Source organism: Flavilitoribacter nigricans DSM 23189 = NBRC 102662 (assembly GCF_002646595.1).
GTDB lineage: Bacteria > Bacteroidota > Bacteroidia > Chitinophagales > Saprospiraceae > Flavilitoribacter > Flavilitoribacter nigricans.
The window spans coordinates 43,636-69,414 of record NZ_PDUD01000052.1; the positions used below are offsets into that span (position 1 = coordinate 43,636).

Consider the following 25,779-nt stretch of genomic DNA (forward strand, 5'->3'; position numbering starts at 1 on the left):
TCCCCGCTTCGGTATCTCCCGCGCCGGGACGCCTCCTTCTTCTTTTAATCTCTAAAATCAATAATCATGAAATTCTCCATAAAATCTCTACTACTCGCCAGTCTGCTGCTGCTGCAGTGCGGATGGCTCAGCGCTCAGGAAAATACTACCGCATCGGCCGCGGGCACCAACGCGCTGTCCAATGCACTGGACGCCGTGAAACTGTACTGGTTTTCCAATGCCGAACTCATTCGCCTCCGCCCGGATTACAACGTGCTCAAGCGGAAGAAAAACGCCAAAATCTACCAACCGAACATCCAGGCCTACCTCCGGCTCGAAAATCAGTTGCGGGAATACGTCCGGCTCGCCGAACCCGACTCCGGCCTCGACCGCAGTTTCAGTCAAAGAGAACTGGAAAGCTGGTCCGGCACCCTGTACGAACTCGGTAACTTCCGCCAGGAATTATGGTACGACATCGCCCAGCATTACCGGGCGGAAATCCCCCGGGCCCAGGCGGCCGTGGAGAAAACCAACGAGGAACTAGGTGGGATCATCCGGTCGCTCGACAAAGTCCGGCAGGCAGAAACCGACCAGCAGATCACCAACAATCTCGTCAAGCTCACCCAGGCCCTGAGCTCCGTCTCTACCTGGTCAACCCTGACGAAGCAGGCGGCCAATAAAAACCTATGGGGCATGGTGAATGGCTATTCCAGCAAGGAGATCAAGGCCAAATACGGCGACGTCATCTCAACCGTCGTCAATCGTCTGGGTGAATACTATACGACTACGACCCTGGTTTCCGAGGGATACGCCAGTAAAAAGGAATTGCTCGCTGCCGCCGAAGCCGCCGCAAACCGGCTGATCGACCGCAAGGAAAAACATACCAACATGCAGGAAGCTTTGGTACAGGCAGAGGCTTTTTATAAAAATAAGGTCTACGGCACCGATGACGGCATGAGGAGCGGCCAGTGATGCATGATGTTCCCGGATAATATACAGTTAGCCATCCAAAAGCCGGGATGCCCCCCAAGCCAAAAATGGCTTAGCCCAATCAACGCACACAGCCCTGTAAACCACTTGTTTACAGGGCTGCATCATCTCCAACTTACTGGCAGAGTATAAAGTAAAGCCTCGAAAAAAAAGAAAAAGCAACGCCCTCTCCCCATCACCCCCTCTCCCAATCACCCCATCTCCCACTCCCCAAATCTCACTTACTTACTCTTCTTCAAATCAAATTTCTCCTTATAGTAAGCAATGATCGGCGGAAATGGACCAAACTTATGTTGATCCGGATCGAATTCATCCGTCCAGGGGCCGTAGGGCGTAGAAACGGGTTTTAGTTTTTTGTCGGGGAAGTCCGCCTCCAGGTTCGGTTTTTCCGGCCGGTCGAAGGTATTGATGTAGGCGGCAATGTGATAGGCCTCTTCGTCGGTCAGCACGGGATTATCGTGGGTAGTGCCGAAAGGCATGTTGTACTTGATGAACTGGGCGGCGGTCAGTACGCGGTTCATGCCGGCGCCGTTGTTGTAGGAGTCCTGCCCACCGACCGGTGGATAGACATATCCGCTAAAAGTTTTACCCGGAATGGCTACACCGCTACCGTCCTCCTGGTGGCACACCACGCAGTGGGTCTGGTAAAGCTGTCTGCCCACGGTGGTATCCGCCTTGAAGGTCGGGATCTTGATCGGGAGGTATCCTTTGAATTTCTTCTCAATATCGGGAGGCACCCCGTCGCTCAGCCATTTCATGTAGGAGATGATGGCCTGCATTTCCTCGCTGTCTTCGGGCATTTTACTGCCGCTCATACTGCGTTCCATACAGCCGTTGATGCGTTCTTCCAGCGTGCCGATCTTGTTTTCCCGGCCCCGAAATTGCGGAAAGCGGTTGTACACGCCGACAAATGAGCCCGACCCGATCTTCCGGCCGCCGTTGAGATGGCAGTTGTTACAGGCCAGATTATTGCCGGCGAATCGCATCTTGTCCTCCTTGGCCAGCGGGCCGATGTATTCCGAAGTTTTGGTGATCAGGATGAAGCCGTACTTGATACGGGCGCCCTCATCACCGGCCGGCAGGTCCGTGTCGATACTTTTCAGATGCCAGGAGCTTTCTGCTACCGGCTGCACCACGGTTGGCTCCCGGAAAAAGCTGAAATAAGCACAGGCCCCCAGGATGCCGAGGAATAATCCGAAGAAGAAGTATAGGAAAAAAACGTACTTAAGCATGGATCTTATGGATAATGAAGCAGGTCTCTTTCAGCAATATAGCTACCCCCATGATCAATACGAACCAACCGAATGTTTTTTTCAACTGAAGGTTTGATAATTGCTTGGAAAAGAAGTTACCGGTGAAAATACCCAATACTGCAATGCCGGTGATGCCGAGCAAAAACGGCCACGCCATCTGGGTATGGGAAAGGTCTCCGGTGAATCCGATCAGAGAACTTACCGAGATGATGAATAATGCCGTGCCGATCGCCTTTTTGATCGGGATACGGGTGAAGAACAGGAGTGTCGGCACGATAATAAATCCGCCACCCAGACCCGAAATACCGGTGATCAGGCCGATCACACCGCCCAGCGTACCCAGCAGGGCACTGCCGCCTTTCCCTTCGTACCAGCGGCTCACCGGCTGGGCCCGGTTGGCGATCATGGCGGAAGCCGCCAGGATGACCATCAGGCAGAAAAGGCTCAGGATGAACATCCGCTTGGTGAGTACGATTGGTCCCATGTCCATGATCACTTCGGGGATCTGGGGCACCACGTACTTACGGGATAAAAACTTGGCCAGGATGGAAGGCACACCGAAGATCAGGCCGACCCGCAGATCCACCAGCGACTCCCGGTACTTCTGGATGGAACCCATCAGACTGGTTACACCAACGATGAACAGCGAATAAGCCGTGGCCTGCACCACGTCTACGGAAAACAGGTAGATCAGGATCGGTATCGCCAGGATCGAACCTCCGCCACCGATCAGCCCCAGGATCAAGCCGACACAAAATGATGCAATATATCCTAACACGTTGCACTTTCAATTTAAAAATCAAGCCCTGGATCCGGGAACAGGATAGGCCGGAGACCGACGCCTCTGCTCCGTTGGGGATCCGTACTTAATTTTGGTAATTAACACAGGGTTTTAGGGTACTCCAGACCCGGGAACGGGGAGGCTCCCATTTCCCGAATATCACCGATCCGTGTATCTCCATCCCCGAACTGCTCCGCGGGAGAAGTACCAAAGAGAGGAAATACACGAATCTGATGAATACCGGTCCGGCGACCGGGGATCTCATGGAGTTTTTGGGGCGTTTGCAGTAGTTTTCACTGCTTTGTTTGGGATCGTCCTCTGAGGAAAAACCGTCAATTTCCGGTTTAAACGAAGGACGTTTGTAGGTGCTTACCGGTGTGTGCTAAACGGCCGGTGCACCGGCGAAAAAGTAGTTTTTGTAGCTCAATTTATGATCCCAGCACGCTCCTGAAAAATGGAGTTGACGGCCATTAACCTCCGGCGTAAATGTAACCACAACCGTATTTCTGGGCCCGTCCAAGTGCCCAGACCCCGGAAGGTACCAGTTGGACTCCCGGTAACAGGCCGGCAACCCATTCTTGTTTTACTTTTTCCGGATCCATGTTCATAGCCTGGGCTACCGCGCCGCTGAATACCGTCATGGCCAGATCACAAACGCAGAACATAGCTCCGCGATTCTGCAGTTTTTTGATGCCTTCAATGAAGGGCAGCGGGAAGTCGCCGTCTTTCGGCTGGTAGTAAGGATTGCGGACGGCGGGTGCTTCGGTGGTGTTGTCATTAATTTTGAATACCTCTCCGAAATTGTATTTAGCCCACAGTTCGTCTTTCATGGCGAAAGGGATGCCGTTGTGGCGCAGTACACAAACCCCGGTCATATCGTCATCGTCCGCACCGGTCTGATTATTGGTGTAATAAAACGCCCAGGTCCAGATGATCGGGAAAGCATTGTGGGGCTCAGGACCATCGTAAACTACCCGGTGCTTGCCTTTGATCCCTTTTTTGAGCCAGGAATCCGCATCGGGTACCAGCGTAGTGTTGATGGGGGTTGCAGCTTGCAGGATTTGGGGCATAATACCAAGGCTGGATACGGCAGTTCCGGTGGCCAGCGATCCCAGGAATCTTCTCCTGGAGTTATTGTCATGTTTCATCACGATTGGGTTTTAGTAAAAAATTTATAAGCCCAAGTTGTGATGAAATCGCTTTGATTGAAAGGGAGGTTTAGTGTTCGAGCAGTTTAGGTGAGCGTTTTGCCGGTATTTTTGAGCCAATACTACCGATCGGGGTCTTTTTTTGAGCAATTTAGCCGAAAATCACCCAAAATGGCCGGCCGGCGGGTGCCAGCACCTGATCCGAATGAGCTGCCTAAATTTCGTCCTTCCGGGAATTTTAACCCCAGATTGGCCGGATCCGATCCGGTTTTCCACCGATCCGTCCCGCCGGATGCCCAGTAATTTAACTGTGGTTCTTTTTAAATTCCGAAGGAGAACAACCGAATAATTCCTGAAAACTGGAACTGAAATAGGTCTGACTGTTAAAGCCTACTTCGAATGCGATCTCGGTAATATTGCCGACGTCCTGTTTGAGGAGCTCCGCGGCCCGGTGCAGGCGGTAGTTCCGGATAAAGGTAGTGAGGGATTGTCCCGTCAGGGCCTTCAACTTGCGGTGGATCTGCGATCGGCTCATGCCAATCTCCCGTTGTACTTCCTCCACACCGAACTGTTCATTATCTATATTGGCTTCAACCACGGCCCGCAGCGATTCCAGGAATTTGTTGGGTACGGTGGGGACCGGTACCGCATCGGCCTGTAAACTGAAATCCTGTTGGTATTTCTGCTGTAGCTTTTTGCGGAGATCGATCAGATTCCGGATCCGGACAGTCAGTTCTTTTTCATCAAAAGGTTTGATCAGGTAATCGTCCGCTCCCTGCCCCAGTCCTTCCAGTTTATTTTCCCGGGCCGCTTTGGCGGTCAGCAGGATTACCGGAATATGGTTGGTGCGGTCATCCGTTTTGAGTTGTTTGCACAATTCGTAACCGTCCATCCGCGGCATCATTACGTCACTGACGATCAGATCGGGGATCGCCGCGCCGGCTTTTTCAAAACCATCGAGGCCATCCACCGCTTCGATCACCTGAAATTCGGGTTCCAGTATACCTTTTATAAAGGAGCGCAGATCGGAATTATCTTCTACGATCAGGATCTCCAGCCGCCCGGTATCCGGGGCATCGTTCTCGCCCTCATCCAATAAGGTGTTGGCAATGGGAGCTCCGGCCCCGGGTATCAGTTCCGGCAGTTCCTCCTCCGAATCGGCCATCGGAGTCCGGACGATCTCTTCCTCGCCCAGGTAATCGTCACCCACCGGCAGACTGATTGAAAAACAGGTTTTCTGCATTTTACTGCTCACACTCACCTGTCCGTGGTGCATTTCCACCAATTCCTTGACCAGGGCCAGTCCGATGCCCGTACCCTCGTACTCGCGATTGCTCGCACCGTCCACCTGGTAAAAGCGGTCGAATACCTTCGGCAGCTTCTCCGCCGGGATCTCCGTGCCCGTATTGATGACCCGCACCACGACCACTTCCCGATCCTGGTCGGTATCGCGGAGTTGTTCCAGTTCCACGGCCACCCGTTCACCCGCACGGGTGAATTTGATGGCGTTGGACAGGAGGTTGTTCAGCACCTTATGCATTTTGGAATGGTCAAAGTAGATCTCGATGGGCGGAATATCCACCGGTTCTTCCAGATGCCGCCCGTTGAAGGTCAGGCTGAGGCCTTTATCCAGGGCCATGGATTCGAACTGCGCCGTGGCGTTTTTCACGAATAGCACAATGTCGTCCGGCACGGCCTGCAATTTGGCCTCACCGGATTCCAGCTTGGACAGGTCCAGCAACTGATTGATGAGTTGCAGCAAACGCCGGGCGTTGCGCAGCATGGTATCGCTATCGCGCAGATCCGGCGGGCGCTCCGGGTGGGCTACCTGCTTTTTCACCAGCCCCAGGATAAGAGTCAACGGAGTCCGGAACTCGTGTGATATATTGGCAAAGAAACGGGATTTGATCTCATCCATCTCCCGGAGCTGGATCGACTGCTCGTGCAGGACCTCGTTCTTTTTCTCGATGTCTTCGTTCAGTTTGGTGATCGTGCTGACGAAGTAATACAGGATACCAAAAACGATGCAGGAGACCCCGATGATATTCATCAGGAAGAGACCGTTGACGAAACTTTCCGAAAGATCCCAGTTGACGTATTCCGGAATCAGGTCATTGATCAGGTAGGCGATCACACACAATGCCAGATAAGCTCCGAACCAATATACCGAGCGCTTGATACTGTCGAAGAACATGGCTCCCGCCGGTGCGATAATGGCCCAGTAAATGACGGCACTGCTGGGCACAAAACCACCCAGGCTCACCTGCAGGGCAAACGGTAGGATAAGGATGAGCACCAACTGGCTATTCCGAAAGAAAACGTATTGCTTGCTAAAGCCGAAGCTGATGATATTGATGATGGACAGCACACCGTAGGTAAAAGGAATGGCTCCGGGAATGAGCAGTCCGTTGGAAAAATACAAAACGCCCCAGATCAGTCCGGCCAGCGCAAAAGGTCCCGATACCACCAGTAAACTGGATTTTTTCAGTTTTTCGTCCTGGGGATCATCCGGGTGATGCCCCCATTCGACAAATTTCTTAGCGGAAAAGCTCACGGAAACAGGGTTTTGGCTTTAAAAATAGGTAAAAAACAACTCAAACTACAAAACACTGAATATCAAATAATTGCGATTACAAAATCCAGTCGACGCAACAATAGTTAATCAAAATGCAACCATATTTAAGGCCCCTGCAACCAAGTTTAACGCATTCGGAACGATGCTTAATACCTCCCATAGCCCGGCCCCATAACTTTGCATTGTGATTTGAAAATAACTAAAACTTCAACCTAAAGATCATTATGAAAACCAATATTTTATCAAAGACCAGAATTAATCGCTTGCGGGCTCAGGGATATACTACGGAAAGTGACCGGGAACTGAGTGAACTGGCTGTCGGCATCCGTTTCGCCTACCAGTTGTGCACCCTGATCATCATCACGGGGATCTACACCCAAAGTCTGTACCTGTTTTCCGGATTGCTGGGGATCGCCATGCTCGGCGCTATCCTGCCCAATCACCCCTTCGATTATATCTACAATTACACCCTGAGCCGATGGCTGAACAAGCCGGCTCTGCCTCCGAGAGCTACCCAGTTGCGCTTCGCCTGCAGCTTCGCCAGTATCTGGCTGGGCTATGTGGTGTACTTTCTGGCAACCGGCTCGGTGACGACCGCCATGATCCTGGCCGGCATCCTGGCCGTAGTGGCCACGCTGCCCAGCACCATCGACTGGTGTATGCCTTCCGTCATCTTCAATGCCATTTATAAAATAACCAACGGCCGGACCAAGGCCGAATTTTAATCTTAAACCCTCAAAACTTTACCCAACATGCAAACTTTAGCAGCACCTGTTAGATCACAAATCAACCACCAGGAATTAGAACAACGCGTCAAGCGTATGTACCGGGCCGTGGCCCTTAACCCCGCCGAAAGGTACCATTTTGAAATGGGCCGGAATCTGGCGGAAAGACTGGGTTACCCCGCCGGCGCGCTCGACCGGGTTCCCGCCGCAGCGATCGATTCCTTTGCCGGCGTCGGCTATTACTTTGATCTGGCCCGACTGAAAAAAGGAGAAGCTGTCGTTGATCTGGGAAGTGGTTCCGGTATGGATGCCTTCTTCGCCGCCAATGCGGTCGGTCCACAGGGCGAAGTGATCGGTCTGGATATGACGCCCGAACAACTCCATAAATCGCGGGACCTGCAACACCAATACCGCTTCAGCAATATCCATTTCCTGGAGAGCTACATTGAAGAGCCCTGCATTGTATCCAACTGCATCGACGCGGTGATCAGCAATGGCGTCATCAACCTCTCCAGTCGGAAGGAGCAGGTCTTTCGGGAGGCCGCCAGGATCCTGAAGCCGGGCGGGCGGCTCGTGCTCTCCGATATCGTGACCACCAAACCACTGCCGGAAAAGATCAGTTGTAATGTTTCACTCTGGGCGGCCTGTATCGGCGGAGCTATCCCCGAAACCCGCTACCTGGATCTGATCGAAGCCGCCGGAATGCGGGTCCGCATCGTTCGGGAAAATCCCTATGCTTTTCTGTCGAAAGGAGCTCAGGGCGCCAGTCGCGATTACGGCATCAAGAGCCTGTCTATCCTGGCTGTCAAAGAATAATTGAGCCGTCTGGATGACCGGCTCACCGCAAACCAGTGAACGGAGAAAAGGTAAGTGCCCCGGTGCCTGCCTTTTTGCCGTTCGGGCCGAAAACGCAAAGTACAACGGCTGATGAGGAGTGTTTCGGGGAAATTCTGTTAAAGTTGGGACAAAGCGCCCGATCAAATGCGCCCGAAAGCACGGTTTTGCGGGCTTCTTTGTAAATTCAGGCAAAAATTAGCCTGGTTATGAATAAGAAGTTGCTTTTTCTGATCCCGATCGTGGCCCTGATCCTGGGACTAATGATCCACAGCGATATCTACTATTCCGATCTGAAAGCGCGTTATCCGATCCTGACGGAGAACGATCAGATCGAAGGGACCGTTACCGATATTTTTTCCCACCATAAATATGCTTTCATCGAACTCGACGGCAAAACCAACCTTATGGTACCGCCTTCTTTCCTGAAGCAATCCGATCCGGAGTACTTGCACAAGACCATTGCCGTCGGCGATCGTTTTCGCCACGAAAGTAATAGCAATGAGGTATCCTTGTTGCGGGATAACGATCAAATGAGTTTTGTGGTGAAGGGTTTTGAGATCCGGTAAACCACATTCAATTCAATTTCCGTAGTCTTTTTCCAATAACAGTCATGCATTCCGGCTGGATAATATCTGCCGTTTTGCGAATTCGTGCGTATCGTCCATCTTGAGGAAACGTTCAGCTGTTTCGATCCGGCTAGGGGGATACAGTCCGTCCGGTCAGTTCTCTGCCCGGCGGTCATCAATCGACAAATGATCACTATGAAAAAAATACTATTCGGATTACTCGTATTGTTTGCCCCTTGCGCCTACGGACAAGATCCGGTTGGTGTTCAAAGTACCCTGAAGAGCGTGGTCGAACACGCCGAAGTAGCTTCCCTCTACCGCAACCGGGTCGATTGGGATACGCTAAAACTGAATATTCACGATTTGACCAAACACGCCGAATACATAGCGGATCTGAAACCGGCCCTGAACTATTTACTCCGGTCGCTGGGAGATGAGCACGGACGCATGTTCTACCAAAACCAGCTATTTGCGAGCTATTACAGCGGCGAACTGAAAGCACACCAGCAGTCCTTCCAGCCGGACATTTACAATGATATTCAAATGGGCAATGTCTATAAATTCCACGCCGAAACTTTAGAAAATAATATCGGATATGTAAGGATCGTTGGACTGCCTACCGGGGATAACCAAAAAATGGCAGGAGCAATCCAGGATAAAGTGTGTGCCCTGATCGAAGCGGGGGCCGAAAACTGGATCATTGATCTCAGATACAACGGAGGCGGCAATATGCACCCGATGGCCGAGGGTCTGGCCCTGATCATTGGGAACGGCGCCGTGGGCGGCACCCGGGGCCTCACCGAAGCGGAAAGCTCCAGCTGGCGCGTGGAGAACGATCACTTTTACTACGATGGCTACTCCATCGAACTGGAAGACCACTGCCAGCTGCCCAACAAACCGAAAATTGCCGTTTTGACAAGTTTGTACACCGCGAGTTCGGGCGAGGCACTGGCGGTCATTTTCAAGGGGAAGGAAAAGACCCGGTTTTTTGGGCAAAAAACGCTGGGGATGGTTACGGCTACGGACTGGACGGTGATTGATGATGCCATCGGCTTGACCATTTCCGTAAGCTATTATGAAGATAGGAACGGCAACGTTTACGACGAGTTTGTCGACGTAGATGTAGCAATGCCGTTTGCCCGGGAACCGCTATCGGACCAGGACGAATGTGTCCGGGAAGCGATTGAATGGCTGAATCGGGAATAAGGTCGGATTGATGCGCTTATTACCCGAGCTCACCGGGAATGACCACCAACCCAGATCATGCGAGATTAAGATCACCCGGACGGTCCACTCGCCCGGGCGATCGGTAGCCACAAGAAAACCGCTATCTAGCGCGGAGGTTCAAGCACCAAAATATCGATTACCCGTTGCTCTTTTTTGACGGCCATTCCCATTCCGGCCAGCGCTTCAAAGAAGGATTTCGAATTTTCCGGCTGAAAAGAAAAATCGAAACGAAACAAGGCATCCGATCCCGTTTCGTCGACCACCGGCATACCGGCTATCCCATGAGATTCCAGATAGTCGGCAAATTTAGCCGGGGTAGCACCGGCGCAGGTGAAATGATCACCGCCGGAGGTACTGTACGCCTCGGCTTCAGCCGTTGGCAGAGTGATCCCATCCGGGAGCGCGGACAGTACCCAGACTTCCGTTTCCCGGGCCTGCCAGGCGGCCGTCCAGCCAAAATAAGCCTGGAGAGAATCCTGGAGAATTGCTTCCAGCTGATCCCGCTCCGAATCCCGCACCAGGATATCAACACAATACGTCTCCGGATTTTCCTCTTCCAGGTAATCCATGCGGTAAACACTGATGTCAAAAGCATCCCGGTACAACATCGGCACCTGGAAATTGACGAAACTTCGACGCCGATCCTTGAAAGGCCCCTTGCGGTAGCTGCGCGAATGCGTCGGAGCTTCCGGGCGGGCGGGCTGGATCTGAAAAGCGCTAAGCGCCAGGGTATCCAGACCAAAAATGTCCGTGTTCATATCCCAGGGACGGTCTTCTTTCAGCGGCAACGTAGTCATATTCCCGCGGAGCAAACCGGAAATAAACGCTTCGGTCAGCGCTCCCGGCCGGGTGATGGCGGCCACCTCCTGCTCGGGTGAAAGTACCACCGTGTGGGGAATGACCCGGTGCGGAAAGTATTCCCGCAGCCGATCGTTTTCTTCTACGTAATGGAAAGGGAAATCGGTATTTTTCATAAAGGAGGCGATCCGGGCCGGGCGCTCGTCCGAGACGGCAAGGACGACCAGCTTGTCGCCAAATTGTTCTTCCAGTTCTTTCAGGTGCTGCATACTCTGAATACAGGGACTGCACCAGGTGGCCCAGAATTCAAGGACTACTACTTGTCCACGAAGGTCCGTCAGCAAAAGGGGTGCCTCCTCCCCTACCGGGTTGAGGGTCAGTTCGGGCATTTTATCTCCTACGACCAGAGGGTTGGTAGCCGAAACGGATAGCGACAGGGAAAAGGCGATACTTAAGGTCAGTAATAACTTCATAGTTCTGCTTTTTTGGGCAATCTAGAGGCATTCGCACGGACTTTTGCCTAATCCACTCCTAAGAAGTGTAAATGTTTGTTAACAGCCTTCGACGCTGGAAAGAAAGGACCTATTTTAGCCGCATGACGAAGCGAATCTCCATACTGCTGGGTATCATGCTGTTTTGTCTGCTGGCGCTCCTGTTCATGCAGGGCTATCTGGCCTACCAGGAATTTCAGCGGCAACAGGCCGACTTTAAAGCATTGGTAAATGAGCTATTTGCCCAGTCCGTCCAGGCGGAAAAATCCGCGCGGGTCGACCGGCTGGTCCACCTCTTTATGGAAGACCTCGATGATCCCGGAGTGGTCATTATCCAGGCCCATCGCCACCCGGAAGATGAACTGATGGTTTTCGATTTTATGGACCCCGACACGCGGGATCTGGGCACCTCCATCTCCTTCCGCCAAACCATTGAACTCGTCGATACCCTGACCCCGGAAACCCCTATCTGGTTTTTGGAACAGATGGAAAAGCAGGCCCGTAAAGACTTCAACGCCGAGAGTATCGTCTTCTGGACGGATCGTCTGGGAGAGCGCATCAAACGCAACATGACGGAGCTACCGGTAGATACGGCCACCCTCCACAACAGCTTTCGGAGCAAACTGGACAGCCTGGACATTCACAGTGATTTTACCATCCGGATCGATTCAAGCTTTGCGTCCGCTGCGGATGAGGCCATGGAAGCCACCGTGCGTTCCAGAGCGCATCCGCTCTTCGCTGATACCTGGATCGAGGAAAAACTGGCCATGGCGGTAATAGACAATCCCAGCTACGCTATTTTCCGGCGTTCCATTTTTACCATCGCCGGATCGGCCGCCGTGATCCTGTTGACACTGCTGAGCTTTTATCTGCTGTTCTCTACCATTCTTTATCAGAAAAAGCTCTCGGAAATGAAGGACAATTTTATCGACAATATCACCCACGAACTACAAACACCGATCTCCGCGCTGCGGCTGGCCGTAGACAGTCTCCGGCGCTTTGAGGTAAAGGACCGGCCGGAGAAATTTGCGAGCTACCTCCAAATCTCCGGCACGGAACTGAACCGGCTATCGGAACTGGTGGAGAGTATCCTCCTGCACAGTACCGGCCGGGAGTCTGGTGAAATCGAGAAAGAATCGATGGACCTGATGGAACTCCTGCGGGCCGCCACCGATCGCTATCGGCAAAAGGCGGAAAAGCGGGTTTCGGTAACCCTACCCGACCGGGAGGAATTCCCAGTGGTCTCCTCCCGTTTTCACCTGACGACCATTATCGATAATTTACTCCAGAATGCGATCCGCTATTCGGATCAGGAAGGCGTGCACATCGATGTGCGTCTGGAGCACAGCGGACCGGGTTTTGTCCTGGAAATAGCCGACAACGGCTGGGGTATCGCGCCGGAAGACCGCCGGCATATCTTCGAAAAATTTTATCGCTCTTCGGATCAGGATCGCAATTATACGGTAAAAGGCACGGGGATCGGCCTCTACCACGTTCAGCAATGTGTAGCAACCCTCGGAGGGAAGATCCAGGTGCACAGCAACCACCCCCGGGGAACCATTATGAAAGTGATCATCGAGAAGTAAACCCAATGTCATGCTGAAAGTCCTGCTGGTTGAAGACGAGCCCTCCTTGGCCATGTTGATCCGGGATAATCTCGAACAGTCCGACTACGAAGTGGTCCAGGCTACGGACGGTGACCAGGCCGTCAGCGTATACCGGGAGCAGGCACCCGACATCATTCTGCTGGATGTCATGCTGCCCCGCCGGGATGGTTTTGAAGTCGCCGGTATCATCCGGGCCGCCGATCTCGATACGCCGATCCTATTTCTGACCTCCAGGGCCCGGCCCAAAGATGTGGTCCGCGGTTTTGAAGCCGGCGGCAACGACTATCTCAAAAAACCGTTCGGCATCGAAGAACTACTGGTGCGGATGAAAGTCCTGCTCAGTGATAAAAGACTCCTCTCCGCCGGCCCGCCCCCCGCGGATACCCATACCATCGGCCGGTACGAGCTGGATGTCAAAAAACGGCAGCTCGTTTGCCGGGGTCAGGCTCCTACCCAGTTGACCGTCCGGGAGGCCGAACTGCTGCAGTTGTTCTGCCAAAACCGGGACGAACTGCTGCGCAAGGAAACCATCCTCCTGCAGATCTGGGAGGACGATGCTTTTCTCAATTCCCGGAGCCTGGACGTCTTTATCTCCCGGCTGCGTCGCTACCTTCGGCACGATCCGAACGTCGAGATCGTCAACCACCGGGGACTGGGATACCGCCTGGTGGTGCACGATTAACCGGACCTTTTTAAGCCGACCGGCAGGTAACGGGCCAGTCTCTTCCCCGCATTCCCGCAGCGTAAAAATCAAGTTCGTGACAGTATAAGCCATCCGAAACTTTTCTCTCTCTCCATTTTCCTCTACTTTAGAACTTCTTTTTACTACTTATTCAAGCTTAACGAAAATCCACTTCAACTTATGGAAAGAAGAACTTTTGTAAAAACGGCCCTGTCGGCGTCCGCCGCGCTAAGCGTGCCCCTGACCGGGAGGGCGGCTCAAGCCAGCATCAGCAAAGCCGAGCCTTTCAAACTGAAATACGCGCCGCATCTCGGCATGTTCAAACATTCGGCGGGCGAAGACCCTATCGATCAGATCAAATTCATGGCCGATCAGGGCTTCCGCGCATTTGAGGACAACAGCCTCTCCAGCCGGGACGTCGCGCTGCAGGAAAAGATCGGCAAAACCCTCGCGGACCTCAATATGGAAATGGGCGTCTTCGTCGGCAACTGGAACGTACGCCGGGGCGACGGCCTGGCTAAAGGCGATCCGGAGATCAGAAAAGCTTTTGTGGAAGAACTCGCCGCTTCGGTGGATGTCGCCAAACGGGTAAATGCCACCTGGATGACCATCGTACTCGGTAATCGCCACCACCGGCTGGAGCCGGATTATCAGACGGCCAATATTGTCGAAACGCTGAAACAGGCCTCGGCTGTTCTGGAACCGCACGGCCTGGTGATGGTACTGGAACCGCTCAACCACCTGCACAACCACCCGGATGTATTCCTCAGTAAGGTACCGCACGGCTACCTGATCTGCAAGGCGGTCAACAGCCCGTCCTGCAAGATCCTGTTCGATATGTACCACCAGCAGATCACTGAGGGGAATATTACCCAGAACATCGATATGGCCTACGAAGAAGTCGGGTATTTCCAGATCGGTGATGTACCGGGCCGGAAGGAACCAACCACCGGGGAGATGAATTACCGGCACCTCTTCAAACACATCCACGACAAAGGATATACCGGCATCCTGGGTATGGAACACGGAAATTTCTATCCGGATAAGGATGGAGAAGCCCGATTGATCCAGGCCTACCGGGAGGTAGATAGTTTTGAATAAAGAAAATCCTTTCCAGACAAAGGCGGGAAACACGATCGTTAAAGTGAGCCGAACCGCTCACTTTAACGGCTTCCGCCCGCTCCGCTCATCCAGGCCGGTTTCCGGCAAAAAGTAAGCAGCATTTAGATATCTTTACGCTCATTCGGTAACCTAGAGCGTGTATTTGGGAGTTGTCAGCCGGTCGAAACGGTCACTTTTCGACCGGCACGCTATTGGCATATCCCGGTGGGCGCTTACAAACCTATCATCCATGCTTTTTTCCGCTTCGGCCCGCCGCAACCACCCTATCTCAGATCCGGAAGTTTTCCGGAACCGCCATATTACCCGCCGCGCAGCCAAGAAGATCAACCGAAGTATTCCGATCTTCGGAGTCTGCCTGCTTTTTTGCCTGCTGCCCTGCTTCAGCTACGGGCAGGCGAATGCCATTCCCCGACCGGAAGAAGTGATCGGTTTTGAGGTCGGTGCCGATTTCCACCTGGCTACCTACGAGCAATCCATCAACTATTTCCAGAAGCTGGCGGAGGTGAGCGAGCTGGTAGAGATCCGGCAAACCGGTAAAACCTCCGAAGGGCGACCCTGGTACTATGTTCTGATCTCCGCCAAAGAAAACCTGGCGCAGATCGATCGCTACCGGGACATTTCCCAGCAACTCGCCCACCCGGCGGAAGACCTGAGTCGGGAGGCCGCGCTCCGCCTCGCCGAAGAAGGTAAAGCTATCGTGGACATCAGCGGCGGATTGCACGCTTCCGAAGTGGCCGGCGCCCAGCACATTATCACGCTGGCGTACGATCTGCTCAGCCGGTCCGAAGAAAAAAAGATCAAAAATATAATGGAAAACGTGGTGCTGCTGCTGTGGCCGTCCCTCAATCCGGACGGGCAGGACATCATCGCCGACTGGTACCTGGGTAATGTCGGCACGCCCTACGAAACGGCCTCCACGCCCTGGTTATACCAGAAGTACGTCGGCCACGATAACAACCGCGACGCCTACATGCTCAATATGCTCGAATCCCGGGTAGTGGGCCGTACCTGGCGGGAATGGGAACCCAACATCATCTATGTGCACCACCAGTCTTCCCCATTTCCGACCCGGATCTGGCTGCCGCCATTCGCCGAACCCGTAGCTACCGAAACACCACCCATCGTGGCCCGGGAGGTCAATATGATCGGCATGGCCATGGCCCAGGAACTGGAAACCAAAGGGCAACCGGGAGCCGTCCATATGGGAAAAGGTTTTGACGCCTGGTATCCGGGTTATATCGATTACCTGCCGGTACTCCAGAATATCCCGGCCTACTGGACGGAAACGGCACTTTATCGTTACGCCACCCCGCATTTTTATACCATCCGGGATTTTCCGGCCAGCCGTTCTAAATTGCAGATCGAGTCCCTCTATTCCAGTCCGTGGAAAGGGGGCTGGTGGCGATTGAAAGACGCTATGGATTATATGGAAACCGCTTCGATCGCTACCCTGGATTATGCCGCCAAATACAAAGAGACCCTGCTTTTTAATAAATACCAGTCGGCCCGGGCTACCATTGAAAAATACCGCCGGGAACCGCCCTTTGCCTACATCATTCCCCAGCAGCAACGCGACCCCGCCCGCCCGGTAGAACTGCTACGACGGCTGGCTTTCAACGGTATTCGCATCTTGCAGTTGGAGCGGGACATGAATTTTGAAGGCCGGGATTACCCGCGCGGCACCTGGGTGATCCCCATGGATCAGGAATTTGCCGCGCTGGCCCGCCAGGTACTGGATGTTCAGGAATATCCGGATCTGCGCGAATCGCCGGACGGACCGCTGGAACAACCCTACGATGCCGCCGGCTGGACACTTCCCTACCAGATGGAACTGAAAGTGATCACTGCGACCAGTCCGCTGCCCGCAGACTTCCGGGCCGCACTGAAACCGGTAAAAGGTCAGGCGCTCGATCCGGGCGAGGATGATACCACGGAAGATCTCAGCAAGGTGGATTTTGCCCCGGGAGCCGGCTTCAATACCGATGCCGTTGCCGCCGGTATTTTGCCCCTTCCCGGTTCTTTATCCGGCAGCGGTAACATCCTAAGTCTGGATCCCCGGGAGAACAATACCTTCCGCGTGATCGGCGAAGCCCTGAACCTGAAGCTGGAGGTGGTCTATCTGGAGGACACCCAAACCTACGGCATCAAAGGAGCCGGCCGCAGTCAGATGGAACAGTGGATCAAAGATTATGCGCTCAACGGGCAACTTACTTCCTCTGCTTCCACCACGCCCATCCGCCCGCGTATCGGTGTGTACCGCCCCTGGACGGCCAGTATGGACATGGGCTGGACCCGCTGGCTGCTGGACAACTACGGTCTGCCGTACACCTCCCTACGCAATTCGGATTTTACGGCCGGTGACCTGCACGAACGCTTCGACGTCATCCTGCTGGCTTCCGAAAGACCGGGCACCATCGAGAACGGCCTGCCCTTCGGCATGGCCCCTCCCCAGTATACCGGCGGACTGGGAGAGACAGGAACGCGCAATCTCCAGAATTTCGTCAACCGGGGAGGTACGCTGGTGTGCCTGAACCGAAGCAGCGATTTTGCGATCGACGCTTTACATCTACCGGTTAAAAACGCCGTTAGCGGAGTCAACCGAAGCCAGTTCTTTACCGGTGGCTCCATCGTGGAGGTGGAAGTCAATCCTTCCCACCCGGTCACAAGCGGCATGCCGGAATACGCCAATGTATTTGTCTACAGCAGTCCCGTATTCGATACACCGGATGATTTCCGGGGCGAAGTACTGGCCCGCTACCAGGCCAAAGGATCACCGCTCCGTTCCGGCTATCTGGTCGGCGAACAGTATTTGAACGGCAAAGCTGCCGCCCTCGACGTGCATTACGGGAAAGGGCACGTACTGCTGTTCGGTTTCCAGCCACAGTGGCGCGGGCAACCCATGGGCACTTACCGGACCCTGTTCAACGCCCTGCTGTACACCCAAAGTCTGACGGCGCAGCGGCAGACCTTTGCGGACGACTGGAAATACCCCGAGGAAGCCGGGACCGAAAAAGGGGCCAAAGGCGTTTCGGGTAATTAGGGTAAAAAAGGGACGCATATTACCCTGGTTTTGTCAGTACTGGTCGATATCGCTTAAAAAAGACCGGCTAAATCGTTAAATTGGCCGGCCTGAATTTAATCAACCGCATAATCGAATTGCAGCGCATGGCCGCCTCGTCCCTGAATCAAGCAATGGCAAAGTGCCAACTTTTTAACGACTTCACTACCGAAGAGATCCAGCTGATCCTGCAGGCCAGCACGGTACGGAAGCTGAGTGCCGGTGAAGTGCTGATCGATTACGGTTGTTCCAATGATACCCTTTACCTGCTGGTGGAAGGCAAAATCTCGATCGTACTGGAAAAGGACGGCACCCAGATCTCCATTCCCATCGAAGTGGGCGAATGCCTGGGCGAAATGTCACTGGTGCTGGGATTACCGACTTCGGCTTACGCTCGTGCCGAACAGGCCAGCCGGGTGCTTTGCATTTCCGAAAGTTCCTTTTGGAGTCACATCGCCATGACCCAGAAAGGGGTCCGCAACCTGATGAGCATCATGGCCGGTCGGCTACGCCGTTCCAATCACTCGCTGATGAAGGAACTGGAAGACCAGTTGAAATACCAGCACCTCCAAAAGGAGATCGCCAATGCCGGAAAGATCCAGGCCAGTATTGTTCCGGACGGAGATAAACTCCTGCTCAACCGGCCGGCCGTGGATGCTTACGCACTCATCAATCAGGCCCGTGTGGTGGGCGGCGACTTTTACGACGCCCTCATGCTCGACGACGAGAACCTCTACATCGCTATCGGAGACGTGTCCGGTAAGGGGATGCCCGCCGCCCTGCTGATGATGCGGACTTTCACTTCGCTGCGGCTGCTGGCGGGTAACAATCCCGGTTTCCGGCAGGTTATTCCCTCCGTCAACCGGATGCTCGCCAACAACAACGACAATATGATGTTCGTCACGATCTTCGCGGGAGTACTGCACCTGCGAACGGGCGTACTGCGTTTTGTCAACGGCGGTCATAATCCACCTTATATCTCACTCAACCGGGGCGACTTCCAATTGATGGACCTGCCCGGCGGTACGCTCGTGGGTATTGATCCCGATGCGGAATTCCCGATCTCCGAGCTGCAGTTGCATCCCGGAGATGCCCTCGTATTGTATACCGACGGGATCACAGAAGCCATGAACGCCGAGAGGAAAATGTTCGGGACCAGTCATCTGGGGCGGGTGCTCAACCGGCGACCGCACGCCAGTATGAAAGATCTCGTTCAGTTCCTGGAGCAGGAAGTAGAGAATTTTGTGGGCAATGCCCCGCAACACGACGACTTCACCGTGCTCGGATTGCAGTATCGGGGCCCCTCCAAATAGCCGGTACCGGCCCAACCGCCCGGTAGAATGCGCCTGGCCCTGGATTTTGCGTTTTCCCACTCTATTTAATGATATTCATCATCCTTCCGGGAAAAAAATTAAGCGTAAATTTAGTGAGAAGGGATTCAATTGCCGGACATGCTAGAAGTATTTGCCGAATACGGATCGGTGATCGCCACCAGTACGCTGCGCCTGTTCCTCGGCGCGGGTTTGAGCCTGGCCTACGGTCACCATCCGCTGGAACTCTGGCTGCTGACGAGTACCGGCTCCGTGCTTGGGGTATTCCTCTGCCTGTTGTTGGGAAATAAGATCCGATCCGTTTGGGTCAGGCAGATGCAAAAGAGAAACCGTACCTCCATTACCGACGCTCCTCCTCCCCCCGCTCTCGTAAAAAAGATCTGGCAACGATATGGACTGTGGGGATTGGCCGGTGCCAGTATTTTTCTCGGCACCATTCCCTCGGTAGCCATTGCGCTGGTTTCCGGCCTGGAGAAGCGCCGGATATTCCTCTATCTGACCGGCGGCAAGATCGCCTGGTCTACCCTGATCGCAATTATTGGAGAATTGCCATTTTAAACATAAACCCTCTAGGATCATGAAACAAATCTTTCCTTCCGTCCTGAAAAGAGCATTGGCCTATTTGCTCACCGCGTTAATGCTTTTCCATATTTCGGCCTGTACTTATTTCCGGGTAAAAAGTGTAACGAGTGAGGATTTACCCAAGCTCATTGAAATGGAAAAGGTGCACAAATACTTCGTCCTGCACCAGGGAGCCGAACAGCACCATCTGGTATTACCCGCCATCGAAGAAAACATCCTAAAGGGTACTTTGGTGGAAGTCGGTAGCGATTCCATTTACTACAATGACGTACGCCGGAAACTCGTCGGTTCCGGGGAAAAAAGTATTCTGAATGAGGTGCACCTTTATCTGGCACCCGATCAGGGCACCTATGCCGTGGGGGATATCGCCCTACCGGTCACCCAGATCTCCGAGATCCGGGTCATCAAGCCGGACACCGGTAAATCCATCGCGCATTTCGTTTTCGGTGCCATTGGGGTACTGGCTATTGTGACCATCATTGTGGCCCTCACCAAAAGTTCGTGCCCTTATCTCTACGTGTACGACGGTCAGGATTATGTTTTTGAAGGAGAGTTATACGGTGGCGCTATCCTGAAGAACCTCGAACGGGACGACTACCTTCCGCTGCCCCGACTGCAAGCGGACGGATCGATCTACAAACTGAAGATCGCCAACGAACTGAAAGAAGAGGAATATACCAATCTGGCCCGGCTGGTAGTCGTGGACCATCCGCAACATACGACCGTCCTACTGGATCAAAAAGGTCAGCCCCATCTTATCCAGGATCCGCAATTGCCGGTGCAGGCCCTGGCCAACGGCGAAGATATCCGGTCGACCCTGCAACGGACCGATCGCGACGTATATCTGTTCGACCATACCGAAGCGACCACCAATGCGGCCAATTTGCGTTTTGAAAAACCCGCAGGTGCGACCTCCGGCAAGCTGGTGCTCAACGCGAAGAACTCCCTGTGGTTTGACTGGGTATTCGGCGAATTCACCAAAAAATTCGGTGGCTTTTACGATCAGTGGATCGAGAAACAGGCCGCCCTTCCCGGAGCAGAGCGCCGGCAGATGGCCATTGATCAGGAATTTCCATTGACGGTCTCTCTGAAAGTAGGAGATGAATGGCAGCTCATCGAACACCTGCCGACAGTGGGTCCGATGGCCGCCCGGGATTTTGTACTGCCGATCGATCTGAGTGCGCACGAAGGACCGGATATTGAGATCCGTTTACAGACTGGTTTCCTGTTTTGGGAACTGGATTACGCCGCCATGGATTTCACCGCTGATACGGATCTGCAGGTTCGGGAAATAGCCCCGCTATCCGCTACCGGACTGGACGGTACGGACCACACCGCCGCCCTTAGCGCAGACGATGATCAGTACCTTCAGCAACTGCATACCGGCGATGCCACGGAGCTCCATTTCGCTTACCAGCCGGCAGCCGAGGGATTTACCCAATCGGCCTTCCTGCACAGCAAAGGTTACTACAAACATGTCCGGTCTTACGCAGGACTGCCCGCAATCAGCGAGTTGAAAAAATTCCGCACACCGGCTTACTTCAGCGAATTTTCCAAAGCACTCTATCTCCAGGTGATCGTGAACAACGGAGAGGAAGTTGCCAGCATCACCCAATAAACATAAAACATGGAGCGTCCACAATCCATACCTTTCATCCGCAGTGCTCTGAGAAAAAGAGGACTGCGGATGCGCGTCCTGATCAAACTGATCCGGATCGCCCTCCAACGTCTGAAAAGTGTTGCTAAAGCCCGGCAGGCCATTCGGGCTTTGCAATTGCGCTACCAACAGATCTTCGGCAACGTACCCGTCCGCAAGGTGGCGCGCATCGACGGCCGCTACTTCTGGCGGCTCACCGCTCCCGGCTTTCCCTCCCGGGCCCATACCCGGATGTTTGAGAATGAGATCAATAAGAGTTATCCGTTCAAACGGGAGGCGGGTCTGCGTACGCTTTTTCTCGCCATTACCAAGAAATGCCCGCTCAACTGTGAACACTGTTTCGAATGGGATCAGCTGAATAAACGGGAAGCCCTTACCACAGCCGACCTCCTGCATCTGGTACAGCAATACCAGTCTTTCGGCACGACCCAGATCATGCTGAGTGGCGGCGAACCCATGGTGCGCTTTAAAGACCTGCTCACGATCCTGGAAAATGCCGCTCCGGGAACCGACTTCTGGATCATTACCTCCGGCTTTCAACTTACGGAAAGTAAAGCCCGACAACTGAAAGCCGCCGGCCTCACCGGAGTGATGATCAGCATGGAGCACCATTTGGAGGCGGAACACAATCAGTTCAGAGGGTACGATCAGGCCTACCTATGGGCCACCCGGGCCGCCGCCAACGCCAGGGCGGCCGGACTGGTCACCGCGCTTTCCCTCTGCGCCACCCGCTCCTATGCAACCGAAGCGAATCTGACGGCCTACCTGGAAATGGCCAAAGGCCTGGGCGTAACCTTCGTCCAGCTACTGGAGCCCAGAGCCGCCGGTCGCTACGCGGATAAAGACGTGGATCTGGCACCGGAGCAGATCGATCTGCTGGACCGTTTCTACCTCGACTACAATACCCTGCCCCGCTGGGCGGATTATCCCATTGTTAGCTTCGTCGGCCATCTCCAGCGCCGGAGCGGCTGTATGGGCGGCGGCGACCAGTACCTGTACATCAATACGGACGGAGAGGTGCAGGTGTGCCCATTTTGTAAAGGGAGTACGGCCAGTGCGCTGGAATTTCCTCCGCAGGACATCCTGGACCTCCTGGCGCAGCAATCCTGCCAACCTTTTGAGATGCGGCGGCAACGGGAACTCCTGCATCAGGACTGATCCCCAAGGACAAAGCCCCGCTGGTCACGGACCGGCAGAGCTTTGCATTATATAATCCGGAACCCTCGGGCGTTTCGTGACGGTCGCACAAACGGCGACAGTCACCTCCCACCAGAATCCGGCAGCATTATGGGTATACGAATTTGACAATAACCGCCGCCTAGTTTTTACTAACCGGAGGCAAGGTCCTTTTAATACCGCTCCGGCGGGCTTTGACGGCCCGCTCCAGCATGGTTTTGATCTCCTGTTTCCCAAACCTGGCGGCATCATCCAGCGGGGTATTGCCCCAACGATCTTTGGGCGTCAATTGTACCTGCTTATCGATCAGGTGTTGCACTACTTCGATCTGACCCTCACAGGCGGCCAGATGCAGGGGCGTCCGTCCGTCGTAATCGGCGGTATCCGGACTAACGCCTTCCGCTTCCAAGCGATAGATCTCATCCAGATCGCCGTAGCTGGCGGCCCGGATGAGTTCCATGACCTTGGAGGCCTTTACCTCACTTTGCTTGCGTCGCGGGTTGATCTTACTGGAATGGCCCGTCAGCGAATCGTACTGGTGAAAACTGAAGCGCTCCACCAGACGCTCGCAGAACTCCACGCCCCGCACACTGTTGCCCAGCGGATCCAGCCGGGGAGACCAGATGCTGATGCCCATCAAATTGGGGATCACCAGCAGGAGCGCCCCGGATACGCCACTTTTTGCCGGTAGCCCGATCTTAAAGGCGAACTCTCCGGAGAAATCGTACATGCCGCAACTCAGCATCAGGGACAAGCAATTCTGAACGGTCGATGACTGAAAGATCACATCTCCCGTCAGCGGATTCGTCCCCGCATTGGCCAGGGTGGCGGCGGCTACGGACAGATCATAGGTACAGGATTCGATCGAACAGCACTGGAAATAGAATTCCAGGGTTTCCGTCAAATTGGTCTTTTCGGGAAAAGCGTTTTTCTCCCGCATAAAATACGCCAGGGCAAAATTGCGGTCGGCCGTCTGCCGCTCCGAGAGATAGACGGCATTGTTGAAGCTTACGTCTTTGCCGCCGCAGAGTGCTTTCCAGGTTTTATTGACCTTGTCAAAACGATCGGCAATGTTGTTTTCCCGGTCGATAAGGGAGCAGGCCATCATGGCCCCGGCATTGATCATGGGATTATGGGGGATCCCCTGCGCATTGAGGGTCAGTTCGTTGAAGGACTGCCCGCTGGGTTCCCGCCCGACGTGGCGATGTACTTTTTTTTCGCCCAGCTCCTCCAGGGCGAGGCAGTAGTTGATGGGCTTGCAAGACGATTGCAGGCAGAAATTCACGCCAGAATCGCCCAGCGAGTAACGCTGCCCGTCAACGGTACAGATGGACAGGGCGAACTGATCGGGATTGACCCGGGCCAGTTGGGGAATATAATCCGCCACTTTGCCTTTTTCGTTTTTAAGCGTTTCGGTAAACATGGAGCTGATATCCCGGCAGAATGATGCGAAATCCGGAATGACCAGATCCTGGGAAAGTGATTTTTTAACCAGGGCATTCTGCTTCAGGATCTCATTGAACTCCGTTTGGGTAAGGGGCTGACTATCCCGGCCCTGCGCTTCGAGCCGTAGGAGGTTATGCAGTTCCCGGATGCGGGGATCGTCCGCCAGGACCCCGGTCTGAGCCAGTTGATCTAAAAATTTTCCGGGTTCAATCCGTTCCTTTTGCTCCTGATCCAGCATTTTGAAAAGTGAATCGGCCGCGTGGTTTTCGATTTGAGAGGTGGTGATCAAGGTGGTTAGATTTTGTATGACGGATAGCCGTATTTCCCGTGCAGCCGAAACCTGAGTTGCCGGCTATGATGGGAAAAGCAGGCCTGGTTATGGCTGCTTCCACCCATCCGGATAAAGGACCATCCGTATTGGTTAGGGAAAGAAGGTGGGGAGCACCGGAGTGCTCCCTTGCACCGGTCGTTTTATTATGGTTTGTTATAGCTGTTCGGTCGGCACTCTTAGTAAGCCATAGTCTCCAGGGGTACCGTATTGAGAATTTTGGCGGTGACGCGGTACGGACAGGCATTGGAAGCCGGGCGGCGGTCTTCGAGGTATCCTTTCCAGTCGTTTTCGATCGTCGTCAACGGGATGCGAATGGATGCTCCACGATCACTTACACCGTAAGAAAATTGGTCGATGGCCTGGGTCTCGTGCAGCCCGGTCAATCGTTCGTGGTTCATGGAGCCGTATTCGGCGATGTGTTCCCGGTGGTTTTCTTTTAATTTATCCAGGATCAGCTGGAAATACGGTTCACCACCGACCGTTCGCATTTGCTCGTTCGAGAAGTTGGTGTGCATCCCGGAACCGTTCCAGTCTCCTTTCACCGGTTTGGGATGCAGTTCGATCTCCACGCCGGCTTTCTCCGCCAGGCGCAGCAGCAGATAGCGGGCCAGCCACAGATCATCGGCGGCGCCTTTCGCGCCTTTACCCAGCAACTGGAATTCCCACTGCCCAATCATCACTTCCGCATTGATCCCGGTGATCTGCAAGCCGCAGGCCAGGCACAGTTCCAGGTGCTCTTCCACAAAATCCCGGGCCACTACGCGCTCATTGCCGACACCGCAGTAGTATTCTCCCTGGGGAGCCGGATAGCCCTCCTCCGGGAAACCGAGCGGCCGGCTGTTGCGGGTGATGACGTATTCCTGTTCAAACCCGAACCAGAAATCGTCGTTATCCGGGTAGGTTGCCCGGTAATTGCTGACGTGGGGCGTGCCGTCGGCATTGAGCACTTCGCACAGCACCAGGTAGCCGTTGTTCCGGCCGGCATCTCGCCAGACCTTGACGGGTTTCAGTAGGCAATCGGAAGCATTGCCTTCCGCCTGCCGGGTCGAACTACCGTCGAAGGACCACATTGGCAAATTATTTAAATTGGGGGTTTCATGGAGGGCTAATACTTTGGTTTTCCCTCTGAGATTAGCTTCCGGCCGGTAGCCGTCGAGCCAGATGTACTCACATTTAAAGATTTCCATGATTAGGACTTTTATTCGGAAGCGGATATCCGGGCAGGCCGTGGTAGGCCGTTGGTGCCCGACAGCTTCCTGTTAAAAAATATGGTGGTTGGTATCAATCAGGATCATCGTCCGGAGCAAAAAATTACAGCGGGTGAAAAACAGGCTCCCCCAAATAGGTGGTTCTGCTAGCGGAGGGGGAGCCTTTCTGCGTTAATACTAAAAGATCATCTTTTAACTCGGGGCCGCCG

General features: G+C 53.9%; 20 protein-coding genes. 13 read left to right on the plus strand and 7 right to left on the minus strand.

What is annotated here, in order from left to right:
• Nucleotides 1–66 precede the first annotated feature (66 nt).
• Nucleotides 67–951, plus strand: a complete 885-nt coding sequence (locus CRP01_RS36375; RefSeq protein ID WP_099155016.1) for a hypothetical protein — start codon at nucleotides 67–69, stop codon at nucleotides 949–951.
• A 239-nt stretch (nucleotides 952–1,190) separates the two neighbouring features.
• Here CRP01_RS36375 and CRP01_RS36380 read toward each other — a convergent pair whose 3' ends face one another.
• The 4 genes from CRP01_RS36380 to CRP01_RS36395 form a co-directional block, all read right to left on the minus strand.
• Complete coding sequence (locus CRP01_RS36380) at nucleotides 1,191–2,201, minus strand: c-type cytochrome (protein ID WP_099155017.1); 1,011 nt, start codon at nucleotides 2,199–2,201, stop codon at nucleotides 1,191–1,193.
• Entirely contained in the window at nucleotides 2,194–3,000 is an 807-nt protein-coding gene (locus tag CRP01_RS36385) for a sulfite exporter TauE/SafE family protein (protein ID WP_099155018.1), read from the minus strand. The genes CRP01_RS36380 and CRP01_RS36385 overlap by 8 nt, the downstream gene beginning before the upstream one ends.
• A 473-nt stretch (nucleotides 3,001–3,473) precedes the next feature.
• Nucleotides 3,474–4,151 (minus strand): Tat (twin-arginine translocation) pathway signal sequence containing protein, encoded by a 678-nt coding sequence (locus tag CRP01_RS36390; protein WP_099155019.1) that lies wholly within the window; start codon nucleotides 4,149–4,151, stop codon nucleotides 3,474–3,476.
• A gap of 304 nt (nucleotides 4,152–4,455) precedes the next feature.
• Nucleotides 4,456–6,705: a hybrid sensor histidine kinase/response regulator transcription factor gene (locus CRP01_RS36395; RefSeq protein WP_099155020.1), complete on the minus strand. Its 2,250-nt coding sequence runs from the start codon at nucleotides 6,703–6,705 to the stop codon at nucleotides 4,456–4,458.
• A gap of 245 nt (nucleotides 6,706–6,950) precedes the next feature.
• On the opposite strand from CRP01_RS36395, the gene CRP01_RS36400 reads away from it, so the two are divergent.
• The 4 genes from CRP01_RS36400 (at nucleotide 6,951) to CRP01_RS36415 (ending at nucleotide 10,060) form a co-directional block, all read left to right on the plus strand.
• Entirely contained in the window at nucleotides 6,951–7,451 is a 501-nt protein-coding gene (locus CRP01_RS36400) for a DUF4395 family protein (RefSeq protein ID WP_099155021.1), read from the plus strand.
• Nucleotides 7,452–7,478: 27 nt separating this feature from the next.
• Entirely contained in the window at nucleotides 7,479–8,267 is a 789-nt protein-coding gene (locus CRP01_RS36405; RefSeq protein ID WP_099155022.1) for a methyltransferase domain-containing protein, read from the plus strand.
• 227 nt (nucleotides 8,268–8,494) lie between these two features.
• On the plus strand, nucleotides 8,495–8,854 hold the full coding sequence (locus tag CRP01_RS36410) for a hypothetical protein (protein ID WP_099155023.1): 360 nt from the start codon (nucleotides 8,495–8,497) through the stop codon (nucleotides 8,852–8,854).
• 195 nt (nucleotides 8,855–9,049) lie between these two features.
• Nucleotides 9,050–10,060 (plus strand): S41 family peptidase, encoded by a 1,011-nt coding sequence (locus CRP01_RS36415; protein ID WP_170110696.1) that lies wholly within the window; start codon nucleotides 9,050–9,052, stop codon nucleotides 10,058–10,060.
• 125 nt (nucleotides 10,061–10,185) lie between these two features.
• Here the strand turns inward: CRP01_RS36415 and CRP01_RS36420 are convergent, their stop codons facing one another.
• Entirely contained in the window at nucleotides 10,186–11,352 is a 1,167-nt protein-coding gene (locus CRP01_RS36420) for a redoxin domain-containing protein (RefSeq protein WP_099155025.1), read from the minus strand.
• Nucleotides 11,353–11,474: 122 nt separating this feature from the next.
• On the opposite strand from CRP01_RS36420, the gene CRP01_RS36425 reads away from it, so the two are divergent.
• From CRP01_RS36425 to CRP01_RS36460, 8 genes are all read left to right on the plus strand, one after another.
• Nucleotides 11,475–12,956: a sensor histidine kinase gene (locus CRP01_RS36425; RefSeq protein WP_170110697.1), complete on the plus strand. Its 1,482-nt coding sequence runs from the start codon at nucleotides 11,475–11,477 to the stop codon at nucleotides 12,954–12,956.
• Nucleotides 12,957–12,966: 10 nt separating this feature from the next.
• Nucleotides 12,967–13,659, plus strand: coding sequence for a response regulator transcription factor (locus CRP01_RS36430; RefSeq protein WP_099155027.1), 693 nt, complete (start codon nucleotides 12,967–12,969; stop codon nucleotides 13,657–13,659).
• A 180-nt stretch (nucleotides 13,660–13,839) separates the two neighbouring features.
• A complete protein-coding gene (locus CRP01_RS36435) occupies nucleotides 13,840–14,760 on the plus strand; it encodes a hydroxypyruvate isomerase family protein (RefSeq protein ID WP_099155028.1) in 921 nt (306 codons plus the stop codon).
• Nucleotides 14,761–15,010: 250 nt separating this feature from the next.
• Nucleotides 15,011–17,821, plus strand: coding sequence for a M14 family metallopeptidase (locus CRP01_RS36440; RefSeq protein ID WP_099155029.1), 2,811 nt, complete (start codon nucleotides 15,011–15,013; stop codon nucleotides 17,819–17,821).
• 152 nt (nucleotides 17,822–17,973) lie between these two features.
• Nucleotides 17,974–19,152 carry a SpoIIE family protein phosphatase gene (locus CRP01_RS36445; protein ID WP_170110698.1) on the plus strand — a complete coding sequence of 393 codons (1,179 nt, stop codon included), beginning with the start codon at nucleotides 17,974–17,976 and terminating at the stop codon, nucleotides 19,150–19,152.
• Nucleotides 19,153–19,290: 138 nt separating this feature from the next.
• Entirely contained in the window at nucleotides 19,291–19,728 is a 438-nt protein-coding gene (locus CRP01_RS36450) for a hypothetical protein (protein WP_099155031.1), read from the plus strand.
• A gap of 19 nt (nucleotides 19,729–19,747) precedes the next feature.
• Nucleotides 19,748–21,370 carry a hypothetical protein gene (locus CRP01_RS36455; protein WP_099155032.1) on the plus strand — a complete coding sequence of 541 codons (1,623 nt, stop codon included), beginning with the start codon at nucleotides 19,748–19,750 and terminating at the stop codon, nucleotides 21,368–21,370.
• 9 nt (nucleotides 21,371–21,379) lie between these two features.
• Nucleotides 21,380–22,567, plus strand: coding sequence for a radical SAM protein (locus CRP01_RS36460; RefSeq protein ID WP_099155033.1), 1,188 nt, complete (start codon nucleotides 21,380–21,382; stop codon nucleotides 22,565–22,567).
• 160 nt (nucleotides 22,568–22,727) lie between these two features.
• Here CRP01_RS36460 and glsA read toward each other — a convergent pair whose 3' ends face one another.
• Both glsA and CRP01_RS36470 read right to left on the minus strand, forming a co-directional pair.
• Entirely contained in the window at nucleotides 22,728–24,320 is a 1,593-nt protein-coding gene (gene glsA, locus CRP01_RS36465; protein ID WP_099155034.1) for a glutaminase A, read from the minus strand.
• Nucleotides 24,321–24,538: 218 nt separating this feature from the next.
• Nucleotides 24,539–25,549, minus strand: coding sequence for a glutamine synthetase beta-grasp domain-containing protein (locus CRP01_RS36470; RefSeq protein ID WP_099155035.1), 1,011 nt, complete (start codon nucleotides 25,547–25,549; stop codon nucleotides 24,539–24,541).
• Nucleotides 25,550–25,779 lie beyond the last annotated feature (230 nt).